General features: G+C 68.2%; 15 protein-coding genes and 1 riboswitch. Of the genes, 4 read left to right on the top strand and 11 right to left on the bottom strand.

Annotated features, from left to right (window positions below):
* Window positions 1-53: 53 nt before the first annotated feature.
* The 8 genes from BMX37_RS01975 to BMX37_RS02010 all read right to left on the bottom strand — a co-directional run bounded on the left by BMX37_RS01975 (window position 54) and on the right by BMX37_RS02010 (window position 7,608).
* Window positions 54-410 carry a hypothetical protein gene (locus BMX37_RS01975; protein WP_093663781.1) on the bottom strand — a complete coding sequence of 119 codons (357 nt, stop codon included), beginning with the start codon at window positions 408-410 and terminating at the stop codon, window positions 54-56.
* Window positions 411-495: 85 nt separating this feature from the next.
* On the bottom strand, window positions 496-1,485 hold the full coding sequence (locus BMX37_RS01980) for a type II secretion system F family protein (RefSeq protein ID WP_093663782.1): 990 nt from the start codon (window positions 1,483-1,485) through the stop codon (window positions 496-498).
* A gap of 7 nt (window positions 1,486-1,492) precedes the next feature.
* Window positions 1,493-2,467, bottom strand: a complete 975-nt coding sequence (locus tag BMX37_RS01985) for a type II secretion system F family protein (protein ID WP_093663783.1) — start codon at window positions 2,465-2,467, stop codon at window positions 1,493-1,495.
* Between the two features lie 53 nt (window positions 2,468-2,520).
* Window positions 2,521-3,816, bottom strand: a complete 1,296-nt coding sequence (locus BMX37_RS01990) for a CpaE/TadZ family protein (RefSeq protein WP_093663784.1) — start codon at window positions 3,814-3,816, stop codon at window positions 2,521-2,523.
* A gap of 1 nt (window position 3,817) precedes the next feature.
* Window positions 3,818-4,456, bottom strand: coding sequence for a CpaD family pilus assembly protein (locus BMX37_RS01995; RefSeq protein WP_093664234.1), 639 nt, complete (start codon window positions 4,454-4,456; stop codon window positions 3,818-3,820).
* A 17-nt stretch (window positions 4,457-4,473) separates the two neighbouring features.
* Entirely contained in the window at window positions 4,474-6,045 is a 1,572-nt protein-coding gene (locus BMX37_RS02000; protein ID WP_093663785.1) for a type II and III secretion system protein family protein, read from the bottom strand.
* Entirely contained in the window at window positions 6,045-7,076 is a 1,032-nt protein-coding gene (gene cpaB / locus BMX37_RS02005) for a Flp pilus assembly protein CpaB (RefSeq protein ID WP_093663786.1), read from the bottom strand. The genes BMX37_RS02000 and cpaB overlap by 1 nt, the downstream gene beginning before the upstream one ends.
* 82 nt (window positions 7,077-7,158) lie before the next feature.
* Complete coding sequence (locus tag BMX37_RS02010; protein ID WP_093663787.1) at window positions 7,159-7,608, bottom strand: A24 family peptidase; 450 nt, start codon at window positions 7,606-7,608, stop codon at window positions 7,159-7,161.
* A gap of 47 nt (window positions 7,609-7,655) precedes the next feature.
* Here BMX37_RS02010 and BMX37_RS02015 point away from each other — a divergent pair, with 47 nt between their 5' ends.
* Together BMX37_RS02015 and BMX37_RS02020 are read left to right on the top strand one after the other, a co-directional pair.
* The gene (locus tag BMX37_RS02015; RefSeq protein ID WP_093663788.1) at window positions 7,656-8,591 is read left to right on the top strand and encodes an alpha/beta fold hydrolase; all 936 of its coding nucleotides are present in this window, start codon (window positions 7,656-7,658) and stop codon (window positions 8,589-8,591) included.
* Window positions 8,588-9,664 (top strand): NAD(P)/FAD-dependent oxidoreductase, encoded by a 1,077-nt coding sequence (locus tag BMX37_RS02020; RefSeq protein ID WP_093663789.1) that lies wholly within the window; start codon window positions 8,588-8,590, stop codon window positions 9,662-9,664. Before BMX37_RS02015 ends, BMX37_RS02020 begins: the two co-directional genes overlap by 4 nt.
* A 19-nt stretch (window positions 9,665-9,683) precedes the next feature.
* On the opposite strand, the gene rnhA is transcribed toward BMX37_RS02020, so the two are convergent.
* Genes rnhA through ispH form a run of 3 tightly spaced genes read right to left on the bottom strand, consistent with a single transcriptional unit; the run spans window position 9,684 to window position 12,082 of the window.
* Window positions 9,684-10,169 carry a ribonuclease HI gene (rnhA, locus tag BMX37_RS02025; protein WP_244501341.1) on the bottom strand — a complete coding sequence of 162 codons (486 nt, stop codon included), beginning with the start codon at window positions 10,167-10,169 and terminating at the stop codon, window positions 9,684-9,686.
* Complete coding sequence (gene thrB, locus BMX37_RS02030) at window positions 10,166-11,119, bottom strand: homoserine kinase (protein WP_093663791.1); 954 nt, start codon at window positions 11,117-11,119, stop codon at window positions 10,166-10,168. The genes rnhA and thrB overlap by 4 nt, the downstream gene beginning before the upstream one ends.
* 6 nt (window positions 11,120-11,125) lie before the next feature.
* A complete protein-coding gene (gene ispH / locus BMX37_RS02035; protein WP_093663792.1) occupies window positions 11,126-12,082 on the bottom strand; it encodes a 4-hydroxy-3-methylbut-2-enyl diphosphate reductase in 957 nt (318 codons plus the stop codon).
* A gap of 106 nt (window positions 12,083-12,188) precedes the next feature.
* Between ispH and BMX37_RS02040 the strand changes: the two genes are divergently transcribed.
* Both BMX37_RS02040 and gcvT read left to right on the top strand, forming a co-directional pair.
* Complete coding sequence (locus BMX37_RS02040) at window positions 12,189-12,833, top strand: hypothetical protein (RefSeq protein WP_170841793.1); 645 nt, start codon at window positions 12,189-12,191, stop codon at window positions 12,831-12,833.
* A gap of 84 nt (window positions 12,834-12,917) precedes the next feature.
* Window positions 12,918-13,008: riboswitch (glycine riboswitch) on the top strand.
* Between the two features lie 174 nt (window positions 13,009-13,182).
* On the top strand, window positions 13,183-14,361 hold the full coding sequence (gene gcvT / locus BMX37_RS02045) for a glycine cleavage system aminomethyltransferase GcvT (RefSeq protein ID WP_093663793.1): 1,179 nt from the start codon (window positions 13,183-13,185) through the stop codon (window positions 14,359-14,361).
* Window position 14,362 lies beyond the last annotated feature (1 nt).

A 14,362-nucleotide genomic window follows, 5' to 3' on the forward strand; every position in this document is an offset into this window, starting at 1 on the left:
CGGTCGAAGTGCCTCGCGCCCGATCATCGGCTCGCGAGGCACTTCGGCGCGGTTCAGCGCCAGTCGAACCAGCCGCGACGCGGACGATCGGTCGGGTAGACAGTGCGACTGGCATAGGCCGGACGTGCTGCCGTGGCAGCGGTGGTGGTCGTAGCCGGCGTGACGGTTGCTGCCGTGACCGGGGCCGCTGCTGCCAGGCGGGCATGGTCGCGCTCGATTTCCGCGCGGCGGCGATCCGCCTCCGCGATCCGCGCATCCGCGTCCTTGCGGTACACGGCATGCGCGTCCCTCTCGGCGACATAGCGTTCGCGCCAGCGTCGTCCGCCGGAATGGCTGGCAAGGCCCAGCAACCAGCCCGCGACCAGCACGAGTGCCAGCACGGCCCAGTGTGACGGCGTGTAGTACAACATGCTCCGCATCCTCCTGTTACGGGGGAAGAACGACCATGCGACGTGCTGGTTTCCTGCTGCGCGCCGGCCGCCTCGCGCAGAGGTATCAGCCGGTCAGGAAGCTGTCCTTGATCGAACACGCCGCCGGGCCGAGGATGACGACGAACAGGGTGGGCAGGATGAACAGGATCAGCGGGACGGTCATGATCGCGGGCAGGCGGGCGGCCTTTTCCTCCGCGCGCATCATGCGCTCGTTACGGAACTCCGCCGACAGCACGCGCAGCGCGGAGGCGAGGGGCGTGCCGTATTTCTCCGTCTGGACCATGGTGGTGACGACGCCCTTGATCGCGTCCAGGTCGATGCGCTGCGACAGGTTCTCGAACGCCTGACGCCGTTCGGTCAGGAAGCCCAGCTCGATGGCGGTCAGCGTGAATTCGTCGCCCAGTTCGGGATAGGCGCGACCCAGTTCGCGTGCGACCCGGCTGAACGCCGCATCCACGGTCAGGCCCGCTTCCGCGCAGATCACCAGCAGATCGAGGGCGTCGGGCAAACCCTTCCGGATCGCGTCGGACCGCTTGGTGATCTTGTTCTTCAGGAAGATGTCGGGCGCCTTGTAGCTCAGGATGAAGCTGCCCGCGACCAGCCCGTACCGCTTGATCTCCGACCAGTCGGCCCAGTAATCGGTGCCGTACACCCAGAACAGCATGATGCCGCCGAACACGATCGGCAGGACCAGCCGGCCAAAGATCACCGCGACGGCCCAGTCCTTTGACCGGATGCCGGCCTGCATCAGCTTCTTCTGCGCATCCTTCAGCTGTTCGTCCTGCAGGACCTTCATGCGCGACAGCACGGACCGCATCTTGTCGGCCGTGTCGTTGCGCTGCACCAGCTTCGCGCGGCGCTTGGTCGACGCGGTGATGCCGGCCTTCAGCTGTTCGCGCCGGTCGTTCAGCGCCTTGACGCGCTTCGTCATCGGATTGCGTACGGTGGTGACGGCGTAGATCGCGAGCATGACCGCCATGGCGGCGACGCCGGACAGCAGCGTCGCGACCCAATAGACATCGATGCCGAGCAGGGTGGGGTTGTGCGGGGTCATGCCTGCCTCAGATCTCGAAATTCACCATCTTGGCCATGATGAAGGCGCCGATGCCCATCCAGATCAGGCCGCCGATGCCCGCCACCATCAGGCGCGGATCGGCGAAGAAGCCCGCCATGTAGGGTGCGTTGATCATCCAGATCATGCCAAACACGATGAACGGCAGCGATCCGACGATATAGGCCGACGCCTTGGATTCCGACGACATGGCCTTGATCTTCAGCTTCATCTGCCCGCGCTGGCGCAACACGGTGGCGAGGTTGGCCAGCGTTTCGGCCAGGTTGCCACCCGTCTCCCGCTGGATCGCGATGCTGATGACGAAGAACTGGAATTCCGGCGTGCCCAGCCGATCCGCCGTTTCCTGAAGGGCGGCATCCATCGATCGGCCGATCTTCATCTTGTCGCTGACGGATCGGAATTCGTCACCGACCGGCCCGTCCACTTCCGCGCCGACGACCGCGATCGTCTCGCTGATCGGCAGGCCGGAGCGAAGGCCGCGCACCAGCAGTTCGATGGCATCGGGAAACTTGGCGGTGAAGCGGTTGATTCGCCGCTTGATCTGCATGCCGACCGCATAATGCGGTATGGCACCGCCGATCGCTAGGCCGGCCAGCAACGCCAGCAGCAGCGGCAGGCCGCGTAGCCACAGCAGCAATGCGACGGCGACCGCGATACCGGCGGTGGCCATGCCATATTGGCTGACCGTCCAGCTGCGGCCGGTCATCGTCAGGCGCTTGGCGAGCAGGGCCGGGTTGGGCAGCAGGCGGCCGAACGCCTGGTCCATGCGGGTGTCGCGATTGGCGGTGATGCGGCGCATCTGGGCCTCCGCCGCAGCGACGGCACTGGTGTTGTGCCGCCCACGCACCGCCGCCAGCCGGCGATTGCCCGCGCGTGCCGCGTTCGGACCGGAAAAGGCGAAGAACAGCATGCCGATCACGGCCAGCGAGCCCATCGCCATCACCATCATCGGCAACATCTGCATCGTGTCGACCTTGCTTCCCTGTCGCTCGTCCAGTCTCCCTTAGGAGCCGGGTATTACTTCTTCTTGCCGTCGCGCTTCGGCATCAGCGATTTGAACTGCAGCTTGCCAATCAGCGATGTGCCCTTGCCCGCGCCGTTCCCCTTCGCCTCGGGTGCGGGAAGGTCCGGGCCGCCATCGCTGGCCGACACCAGCCGGTGAGCCAGATCGACCAGCGGCGCCACGGTCTTGGAATTCTTCCCCGCCTCCGCCAGCGGCTTGCCGAGCTTGGCGGCCTGTGCGGCCAGTTTCTGGTCGAAGCCGATCGTGAAATCGATGCGGCGCTCGATCGAACCCTCGAAATCCTTGCGGCTGATCTCCAGCTGGTTGCCGGCCTGGACCTTGTTGGCGACGACGAACACCTGCGTCTGCGGGGCGTTGGAGCGTAGCCAGGACAGGATGCGGATCGTGTCGCGCGCCGCCGCCAGCGTCAGTTCGGTGACCACCACCGCAATCTGTATGTCGCTGATCAGGTGGGGATGCTGCACCAGCATGCCGCGCGGCAGGTCGACCACCGTCGCCTCGAACGCGGCGCGCATCTCCTCCTGCAATTGGAAGAAGGCGCTGCCGTCGGTAACCAGCGGCGAGTTGATCGGTGCCTCCGCGCTCAGCACCGCAAGCTTTTCGGACGCCTTCACCATGGCGCGCTCGATGAACAGGCCGTCGATGCGGCTGGGGTTCTCGATCGCGTCGGTCAGGCCCCGGCCGGGTTCCAGGTCGAGCGACAGCGCGCCTGTGCCGAAATGCACGTCCAGGTCGAGCAGCGCCGTGGCCCGGCTTTCCCTTTCGGACACGAGCCAGGCGAGCGACGTGGCGACGCTGGACGCGCCGACACCGCCCCGCGTGCCGATCACCGCGATGGCGGCATGCGGCCGGTCGGCGGAAGTATCCGCATGCTTGGGCGCGTTCAGCATGGCCTGTGCGTGGCCGAGTGCCTCGCGCAGCATGTCGGGGTTGAGCGGCTTCAGCAGGTAATCCTGAATGCCGCTCGCCAGCAGGTCGCGGTACAGGCGGACATCGTTCACCTGACCTGCCGCGATCACCACAGTGCCGGGCTCGCACACCTCGGCCAGACCGTTGATGTCGTTCAGCGGATCGCCGCTTTCGGCCAGGTCGACGAACAGGATCTGCGGGCTGGCCGACACGGACAACGACTGCACCGCATTGCGCAGGCCGCCCTTGTTGACCTTGTCCGGCGACCAGCCGAGTTCGGTGACCACCGGGCGCAGCGTCTCTGCGGTGTTCTCGTCGCAGACAAAGGCGGTGAAGGGGTCGCGGTGGCCGGCACCGGCGGGTTTCCAGGGGGCGTTCATATCAGTTGCTGCCCTTCAGGCCGGAGCTGCCAAGGCCGTTGGCACCGGTCGGCACCTGCTTGCGATACGCGTCGATCGCCCGGTAATTGGTGGCCGGATCGGCACCGTTCGACAGTGCCTCGCCGCGCACAAGATCGCCGGGACTGGCGACCATAGCGGCCAGGTTGCTGTTGGTGGCACAGCCATAGTTGGACGAGGTGTGCTGGTCGAAATCATGCGAGGAGTCGCGCGACCAGTCCGGGCAACCGGCCACTCGCGCATGCATGCGGCTGACCACGACGCGCAGCGTGCCGGGGCTGACGCTGGCGCTCGTCACCGGCGAATCGTCCGACAGCAGCAGCCCGTACGACGCGACCACTGCGGAAATCTGTTCGCGCGCGCCCAGGGCGCTGCCACTCGGGTCGTCGATCGCGACGTGGTCGCCATAGCCCAGGCGCATCGACGACAGCCATCCGGTCAGCCGCTGCGCCTCTCCGGTCGCGAGCCGGTCGCCTGCGGTGCCCAGGTCGAGCAGGTAATCGGACCGCGACACCACCGGCTGGTGGAAGCTTTCCAGCCCGCGGTTCTGGGTTCCGGTTGCGCAGCCTGCCAGAAGCGTCGGCACGGTCAGGGCGGCAAGGAGGATCGAACGCTTGAACATGATCGGGCGTCCCTTGGTCAATTGGAGAAGCCGGGCGCGATGACCGCACCCTTGCTCGGCTTGGATGCGGGCTTCGGCTCGCGTCGGCGGTCCGCCTGCGGCACCGGCGACACGGTCGCGGCCGGCGCGGCGGGGTAGGGGCCGGGCGCGGGGGCGAGAGTCGGCACGGGACGCTTCTCACCCGTCGTGCCGCCGCCCAGCTGGCCCATCAGTACGCGCCCAAGGTCGGTCGGAGCATGCTCGCCATCGGTCGGCAAGGCGATTTCCGACGCGTTGTTGACCGGCTTCACGAGATACGGCGTGATGACGATCACCAGCTCCGTTTCGTTGCGCTGGAACTGGTTGGACCGCATCAGCGCGCCCAGGATCGGCAGGTCTCCGAGGCCCGGCGTCTTTTCGTAGTTGTTGTTGTGGCTATTGGAGAGCAGCCCGCTGATCATCATGCTCTGGCCCGAGCCGAGCTCGACGGTCGTTTCCGTCCGGCGGTTCAGCGTGCCCGGCACGCGCGTGCCTGCGATCGTAACCGCGTTGGCGAAGTCCAGCTGCGACACCTCCGGCCGGATGCGCATGGAGATGCGCCCGTCGGACAGAACCGTCGGCGTATAGGCCAGACTGACGCCATATTGCTTGTACTCGACCGAAACGGTGCCAAGGCCGCCCGCCATCGGGATCGGGATCTCGCCGCCGGCCAGGAACGTGCCGGTTTCGCCCGACAGCGCGGTCAGGTTTGGGTTGGCGAGGGTCGATACCTGACCCACAGTCTCGCCGAGGTCGAGAGAGCCGAGAAGGTCGAGGCCGAGCAGTTTGCCGGCAAAGCCAAGCGTGCTGGTGTTGTCCGGCTTGGTCAACAGGCTGGACCCCGTCGGCGTGTTCGTGAAGCCCGTGCCCAACGCGCCGCCGGGCGCGAATTGCCCGCCGCCGCCGCGACCACGGCTGATACCGAATTTGAAGCCACCGGTTCCATCGACGGAGGCCAGATTTGCGCCGATGTTCTTGGCAAAGGCGCGGCTGACCTCCGCGATGCGCACCTGCAGGTTGACCTGCAACGGCGTGGCGGTCTTCAGGCGCGACAGGACCTTCGTATCGTCGCCGACGAATGCCTGCACCAGACGCTGCGCCTCCGCAGCGTCGTCGGGGCCGGCGACGGTGCCGGTCAGCAGGACCAGCCCGTTCATCGGCGTGGCGACGATGTTCGCCTCCGGCATCGCCAGGTTCAGCATCGACCCGATCGAATCCAGATTGTTGCCGACACGGACGGTCGCCGCATAGACGACCTGTCCACCCTTGGTCGTGGCGCTGACCGTCGTCTCTCCCGTCTTCTTGCCGAAGATGTAGAGCTGGGTGGGAGAACGGACCTGCACGTCCGCCACACCGTCGTTCGCGACGAACAGGTCCGTCATCGGCCGGGCGAGCGTGACCAGGCGCCCACGGCCCGTGTTCACCTGGACCAGCGGCGCGCGCGCGACCGTCGTCGCGGCGGGTTCGGGCGATCCGGCGCGTGCCGGCCTTGCAGGTGCGGCGGCGAGGAGGGCCGGCGCCGTCAGGGCGACCGCGATCGGCAAACCCATCGGCTTCAGGGACATGCGCATCACTTCTTACCCCCCACGGGAACTTCTGTTACGCTGGTGCCGCGTGCGACGCGGACCACAGGGCCGGCCGAAACGACGGTCTGGACGGGGCCTGAGGTCGACGGGACCGGGCCGCCCATGCCGACCGACGATCCGCCCTTGCCTGGCACGGTGCTGCGGGCGAAGCGGGATACGTCCGCGCCGGTCGCATAGCTGGCGGCACCGGCCTGGGGCTGGCTGGCGAGTTGCAGCATCATCGCCTTTTCCGCCTTGGGATCGTTGCCCTCCGGCACTTTGACGCTGCCCGATGCGATCGCCTGTTCCAGTTCGGCCGGATTGTCGGCGATGGAGCGCAGCGACAGCGAGATGCTGCCCAGCTGTTGTGCGACCGCGATCTGTTCGGCGATCTTCGGCGTCGCCTCGATCGTCACGGTGCCGTATGTCTGCACCTTGCTCTTGCCGTCTTCGCCCACCGCATTGTCGGTCCGCTGGTCGGTGGCGAGCACGCGCACGTTGCGCAGAAAGGTTTCGGACGCGCGCAGCGGCTGGCCGTCGCCGCCGCCGGACACGCTCTGCGTCAGGATCAGGTCGATGCGGTCGCCCGGAAAGACGAAGCCCGCAACCGCGTTCTGCGCCTGAACCGGGATAGTGACCGCGCGCATGCCGGGGCCGAGTGCCGCCGCCAGGAAGCCGCGATCGCCCGGCTTGACCAGCGCGCCCTGGGTCACCGGCTGGCCGGCGGTCACGGCGTTGCGGACAACCGTGCCCTGCAACGATGCCAGGTTGGTGGAACCCTTCAGGAAATACGCGCCGTCAACCAGCTCCTTGGGCCAGGGCTGGAACTTCAGGGCGGTCGCATCCAGGATGGTGCCGACGGGCAGGGCGCGGGTGGCGACCAGCACCTCCGGACCGTCCACCACGGCCGGCGGCGGCGCGACACCTGCCACGGCCTGTGGTGCGGCGGCCCCCATGACCAGCGTTCGTGCGAAGAAGGCGGTGATCGCCGCGACGAACAGCGCGCCTACCAGCAGAACGACCTTGCGACTATCCATGACCCGTTATGCCCCTACTGCCTGCCGGTGCAGGCCCGGTTGCGTGAGCGTTAAGCATCACGCCAAGTGGTGAAGATTGCGTTCACGGCAGCGCCAGCAGCGCCGCACAGACGATCGCGACGCCGTACGGCACCTCGATCTGCGCCTGGTGCCGGGCAAGCCCGCGTTCGATGAGAAGCGCCAGCGAGATCGCTCCGCCCAGGAGCGACATGACCATCAGCACCCAGACCATGGTGCCGACGGGCAGCCACAGCGCCAGCGCGCCGATCAGCTTCACGTCGCCGCCGCCCATCCACCCCATCGCGAATAGGCCGGCGAACGCGGCGAACACGGCCAGCGCGCCGCCGATCTGCCAGGCGAGGTCGCCCCAGCCCAGCGTGGCAGTCGCCCACCACCAGAATGGCGCCAACAGGGCGATCGTCGCGTTCTTGCCATTGGCGATGGTGCGGTGACGCACGTCCTCGACCCCGGCCCAGACCAGCAGCACGATCAGGACGACCAACAACAATGATGCCGGATGGAACCAACCCATGGCGCGTGGTCCTAGACGGAAGGGCTTGCGAAACCGTAACCGGGGGCATGGACCTGACATCCCTTCGCCGCGCGCTGCCGCCCGATGCGCGGGTTTCATACTGGACGGCGCCGGATGGCTGGCGAGTGCGCCGGTTCGACTGGCCGGCGGCCGGCACCCCGCGTGGCCGTTTGCTGTTCCAGGCGGGCCGGGCGGACGTGTTCGAGAAATATCTGGAGGCGTTCGGTCACTGGCACGCGCGGGGATGGTCGGTGACCTCGTTCGACTGGCGCGGGCAGGGCGGCTCGGGCCGGTTCGCGGCGGACCCGCATGTCGGCCATTGCGAGGATTTCGGCGTGTGGATCGCCGATCTCGGCACCTTCTGGCGGGAGTGGAGCGGGGCGGGGCAGGGACCGCGCGTCGCGATCGGGCATTCTATGGGCGGGCACCTGATCCTGCGCGCGATGGCGGAGGGCGCGATCGATCCCGACGCGGCGGTCCTGGTCGCGCCGATGCTGGGGCTGCGTTCACCGGTCGGCGCGTCATTGGGCGGCACGGCCGCGCGTTGGATGGCCCGGCGAGGCGATCCTGCCCGCGCCGCGTGGCAGGGCAATGAACGGCCCGCCACGCGCACGCCTCGCCAGATGCTGTTGACCCGCGACCGGAGCCGCTATGACGACGAGCAATGGTGGTACGATCGCCAACCCGAGTTGCGCTTGGGCCCGCCCAGTTGGGGCTGGCTGGCGGAGGCGTTCGGCTCCTGCGCGACGCTGGCGGCCGACCCGCGGCTGTCGGCGCTGACCACGCCGTTGCTGATGCTGGTCGCGGATGCGGACGGGCTGGTCGACGCGGCGGCGGCCCGGCGCGTGGCCGCGCGCCTGCCGAATGCGGAAGTTCGTCGCTACGGACCCGAGTCGGCCCATGAAATCCTGCGTGAGGCCGATCCGGTCCGCGACGATGCGTTGATGCGGATCGATGCCTTTCTGGATAAGCACGCGGCATGACGCATGACGTGGTCATCATCGGCGCAGGCATGGCGGGGGCGAGCCTGGCCGCCGAACTGGCGCCGCATGCCGGTGTCCTGCTGCTAGAGGCGGAGGATGCGCCGGGATATCATGCCACCGGCCGCTCCGCCGCCTTCTGGTCGGAAACCTATGGCGGTCCCGGCATCCAGCCCCTGACCACGGCATCCGGCGACGCGCTTCGATCGGGCGGGTTTCTCCAGCCGCTGGGATCGCTGCATGTCGGACGGGCAGAAGACCGCGCGGCGGCGGACGCCCTTCTGCAAGCCTTTGAAGACGCGCCTGTCACTTTGGAGGCGGTCGATCCACGTGACAGGTTGCCCGGCCTGCGTGACGGTTGGACGGTCGGGGTGTGGGAACCGAGTTGCGCCTATATCGACGTGGCGGGACTCCATGCCGATCGTCTGGCGGTCGCCCGTGCGGCCGGTGCGCGCGTGATGACCGGCGCAGCGCTGCGATCGGCGGACAGGCGGGACGGCGTATGGCGGCTCAATACCGCCGCCGGGGCGGTACAGGCGTGTGTCGTCGTCGATGCGGCCGGTGCCTGGGCGGACGGTGTGGCCGCCATGTGCGGCGCGCGGCCGCTCGGGATACGCGCGTTCCGCCGCACGGTGGTGCAATTGCGGACCGATCCGCGCCCGCCTGTCGGCCTGCCGCATGTCGCCGATCTGGCCGGCCGTTTCTATTTCAAGCCGGAGGCGGGAGGGCGGCTATGGCTCAGCCCCCATGACGAGACACCCACAGACCCATGCGATGCCGCGGCGGAGGAGATCGACGTCGCGCTGGCGATCGACCGGCTGGAGAATGTCGTCGACTGGCGCGTCGAGGCGGTGGAGCGCCGGTGGGCGGGCCTGCGCAGCTTCGCGCCCGATCGGCTGCCGGTCTATGGCTACGACACCCGCATGCCGGACTTCTTCTGGTGCGCGGGGCAGGGCGGGTTCGGTATCCAGACTGCGCCTGCCGCCGGGCAGATGACCGCGGCGCTGCTGCGCGGGACGGGCGACATGCCGGCCGGCGTCGATGCGGAGGCTTACGCGCCCGGTCGCTTCGGCTGACCGTCGCGACGAGGTCGGTTCAGGCCGGCTTTCCGGCGGCGACCGCGGCGTCGCTGGCCAGGCGGTCGACGCGTTCGTTGTCGGGATGACCGGCATGACCCTTGACCCAGACCCAGTCGATCTGATGCTGCTGCGTGGCGGTGAACAGCGCCTGCCACAGCTCCGCATTCTTCACCGGCTTCTTGTCGGCGGTCTTCCACCCGTTGCGGCGCCAGCCGTGGATCCAGCGGGTCAGCCCGTCCATGACGTACTTGCTGTCGGTGGACAGGCGGATGTGACAGGGCCGCGTCAGGACGTTCAGCGCCTGGATCACCGCCGTCAACTCCATGCGGTTGTTGGTGGTATGCGCCTCCCCGCCGGACAATTCCTTCTCGTGCTCGCCGAACCGCAGCAGCGCGCCCCAGCCGCCGGGTCCGGGATTGCCCTTGCACGCGCCATCCGTCGCGATCTCCACCAGCGGGCCGGCGGCCTTGCCCGCCTGACCCTCCAACGCTTCGTCGCTCACGCGAATGCCTCCGGATGCGTTTGATACCATTGCAGCCGCCGACGATAGGCCAGCGGGTCCTTGCGCGTCACCAGTGCGTCGGCGGGCGTGTTCAGCCAGTCCCACGCGCGGGTGAGCAGGAAGCGGATGCACGACCCCTGCGCCAGGATCGGCAGGGCGGCGCGTTCCTCTGTCGATAGCGGGCGCCGCTCGGCATAGCCGGCGACGAGCGCCTGGCCCAGCGCGGCGTCAGGGTTCTCGCCGCGCGCGTCGAACATCCACGACCCGTGCATCACCGCCAGGTCATAGGCCCGGATGTCAGTGCACGCGAAATAGAAGTCGATCAGCCCGGTGACCTCCTCGCCCAGCATCAGCACATTGTCGGGGAACAGATCGGCATGGATCACTCCGGTCGGCAGGTCTGCGGGCCATGCCGCCTCCACCGCCGCCAGCACCCGGTCGACGCGATCGAACAGGCCCGACTCGATCCCGTCCAAGTCGCGGCCGCATCGCTCGAGTAGCGGACGCCAGCCGGCCACCCCCATGTCGTTGGGGCGAGCCTGCCCGAACCCTTCCAGGGCACCGTGCATGTCCGCCATCATCGCGGCGGCGGCGCGCGCCTGCCCGGCCGTGGGGTGCGACACGGATACCCCCGGCAGGAAGCGGATCAGACAGGCCGGGCGACCCTCCAGCACCCGGATCGTCTGCCCCTGCCGATCCTTGATCGCGGGCGGCACCGGCAGGCCGCTGTCGGCGAGATGGTCGAGCAGCGCCATGAAGAAGGGCAGGTCGCCCGCCGCCACGCGCTTCTCGTACAGCGTCAGGATGAAGCGGCCGCCGGTCGTGTCGACGATGTAGTTGGAATTCTCCACACCCTCCGCGATGCCTTTCGCGGAGAGCAGGCCGCCCACATCATAGTCGCGGAGGAACCCGGCCAGCGCCTCGGCCGAGACCTGCGTATAGACCGCCATCGCGTCTCAGGCCGCCGCGTCGAGGCCGCGCGGCAGCTTGAACGCCACTGTTTCACGTGTGGTTTCCACCTCGCGCTCGGTGACTTCGTAACGGGTGGCGAGCAGGGTCACCAGCTCGCGCACTAGCAATTCGGGGGCGGACGCGCCGGCCGTGATGCCCAGCGTGCCGACGCCGTCGAGCAGCGACCAGTCCAGGTCGCCTGCGCGCTGGATCAGCTGCGCGCGGATCCCCTCGCGCAACGCGACTTCGACGAGACGCAGCGAATTGGAGGAATTGGGCGCGCCGATCACGAGCACCGCGTCACACGACGCCGCGATCGCCTTCACCGCCGCCTGGCGGTTGGACGTGGCGTAGCAGATGTCCTCCCCACGCGGCGCCTCCATCTCCGGGAAGCGGCGCAGCAGCGTGTTCACCACGGCGGCCGTGTCGTCCACGGACAGCGTGGTCTGCGTCAGGAACGCCAGGTTGGCAGGGTCTGCGGGCGCCAGCGCCTCCGCATCCTCGACCGTTTCGATCAGCGTCATGGCACCGGCCGGCACCTGCCCGAACGTGCCGATCACCTCCGGATGGCCGGCATGGCCGATGAACAGGATGTGCCGACCTGCCGCCACCAGACGCTCCGCCTGACGATGTACCTTCGACACCAGCGGACACGTCGCGTCCAAATAGTCGAGCCCGCGATTCTGCGCCTCGGCCGGCACCGACTTGGGCACGCCGTGCGCGGAGAACACCACCGGTGCGCCGTCCGGCACCTGGTCCAGCTCCTCGACGAAGATCGCGCCCTTCGCCTTCAGCGAATCGACCACGAACTTGTTGTGAACGATCTCGTGCCGGACATAGACGGGCTTGCCGTGCTTCTCGATCGCCAGCTCGACGATGCGAATCGCGCGGTCCACTCCCGCGCAGAAGCCGCGCGGCGCGGCGATCAGCAGCTCAAGCGCGGGCCTGGTCGTATCGGTCATAGGCACGGCGCTTACGCGATTGCTTGCACCCGCGAAAGGCGGTTCCTATGCTTCGCGCCGCATCCGGAGGCATCGGTCCTCCCCGTTCAAAAGGTCCGCGTTCCCCGTGAAAGCCACAGCACCCGCCGTTGCCGCCGCCGTTCTGCTCGCGCTGGGCGGATGCGCCAGCAGGAGCGGGGAGATCGATGCGACCGGCGGCATCACCGCCGTCCGTTCCGCCTGCCCGGCGGTGGCGGTCCCCGCCGGCACCGGCGACGTGACGCTGTTCGATCCCGCCGGCGACACCAGTGCAGCGGCGCTGGACGTCACGGCGACCATGACCGACGTGCGCTCCACCTGCGACGACAGCGGGGAACAGGTGGCGACCACCGTGACCTTCACGGTTCAGGGGCGGCGCGTCCGCACCGACGCCGCGCGCGATGTCCAGCTGCCCTATTTCATCACCGTCGTCCGTGGCGGCAGCGCGGTGGTCGCGAAGCGGGTCGGGCAGGTTCAGTTGCACTTCGACGCCGGCCAGCCCCGCGCGCAGGTGTCGGGACAAGCGACGACGCAGATCACCCGCTCGGCGGCCACGCTGCCGCAGGACGTGCGCGACAAGCTGACCCGCCGACGCAAGGCGGGGGACGAGGATGCGGCGGTCGATCCGCTGACCACGCCGGAGGTGCGCCAGGCCGTGCAGCGTGTGACCTTCGAAGCGTTGGTCGGCTTTCAGCTCACCGATGCGCAGTTGCGCTACAACGTCACGCGTTGATCCCGATCACGTCCCCGTGTGTTAGCGATTGACTCGGGGACGGGCGACGGTCAGGTGAACGGCGTCGATGGCGGGCGATCGTCATGGAACCGCGCGGGAGAGCGCCTCCTTACAGGGGGCCGCCGAAGGAGCAACCACCCCGGAATCTCTCAGGCAAAAGGACCGCGCGGGTCGCACGACACTCTGGAAAGCGCCGCTGCTTGAAGCAGGTTCGGCCACCGAAGGGGTAACCCGGCCGCATAGCGTCGGGGAAAGCTCTCAGGTTCCGTGACAGAGGGGGAATTGGATCGACGGGGCGAATGGTCGCCGCGCATCCGCTCTTTTTGTTGCCGTGCTGGGAGTGCGCCCGATGAGTGAAACCGTCCATCCGCCCGAAGGCCTCGCGCTCGACCCCGATGCCGAGGATCTCGACACGCCCGAAACCCAGCACCTGCCGCTCGACGCCTGGCACCGAACGCGCGGTGGCCGCATGGTGCCGTTCGCCGGCTATCACATGGCCGTGCAGTATGAAGGCATCATGGCCGAGCATCTGTGGTGCCGCGAGAATGCCGGTCTGTTCGACGTCAGCCATATGGGACAGCTGGTCTTCACCGCAGAGGACGGCGTCGATGTCGCGCAGGCGCTGGAGGCGGTGCTGCCGGGCGATGTCACCGGGCTGGGCGTCGGGCGTATGCGCTATTCGCTGTTGCTCGACGAGAATGGCGGCATCCTCGACGACCTGATGGTGACGCGGCGGCAGGACGACATCTACATGGTCGTGAACGGCGCGACAAAATATGACGACATCGCTCATCTTCTCGACCATTTGCCCGATGCGGTGACGATCAACCTGCAGGACGAACAGGCGCTGCTGGCTTTGCAGGGGCCGAAGGCGGTCGATGCTTTGTCGCGACTGATGCCCGGTGTCGAGGCGCTGGTGTTCATGACCGCAGGCGCCTTCGAGTGGCAGGGCACCCCGCTGTGGATCAGCCGTTCGGGCTATACGGGCGAGGATGGGTTCGAGATTTCGCTGTCGGCGGAATCAGCGGAGGCGTTCGCGGAGGCGCTGCTCGCGCAGGGCGAGGTGAAGCCGATCGGGCTTGGCGCGCGCGACTCGCTGCGGCTGGAGGCTGGTCTGCCGCTCTACGGCCACGACCTGAACGCCGAAACGACGCCGATCATGGGCGACCTCGGCTTTGCCCTGTCGAAACGACGGCGCGAGGCGGCCGATTTCCCCGGCGCGGCGCATATCCTGGCGGAGCGTGAGAACGGCCCCGCGTCGAAGCGCGTCGGACTGCTGGTCGACGGGCGCCAGCCCGTGCGCGAGGGCGCGACCGTGGTCGATGAGGCTGGCGCGGTGGTCGGCCGCGTCACGTCCGGCGGCTTCGCGCCCAGCGTCGGCCAGCCGCTCGCCATGGCCTATGTTCCCACCGCGCTGGCGCAACCGGGCACTGCCCTGCGTTTGGCTCAGCGCGGCAAGATCCACACGGGCACCGTGTCCGCAATGCCTTTCATCCCCCACCGCTACGTCCGCATCGGAGGCAAGTAAG

It is taken from the genome of Sphingomonas gellani, from assembly GCF_900110035.1.
Taxonomy (GTDB): Bacteria; Pseudomonadota; Alphaproteobacteria; order Sphingomonadales; family Sphingomonadaceae; genus Sphingomonas; species Sphingomonas gellani.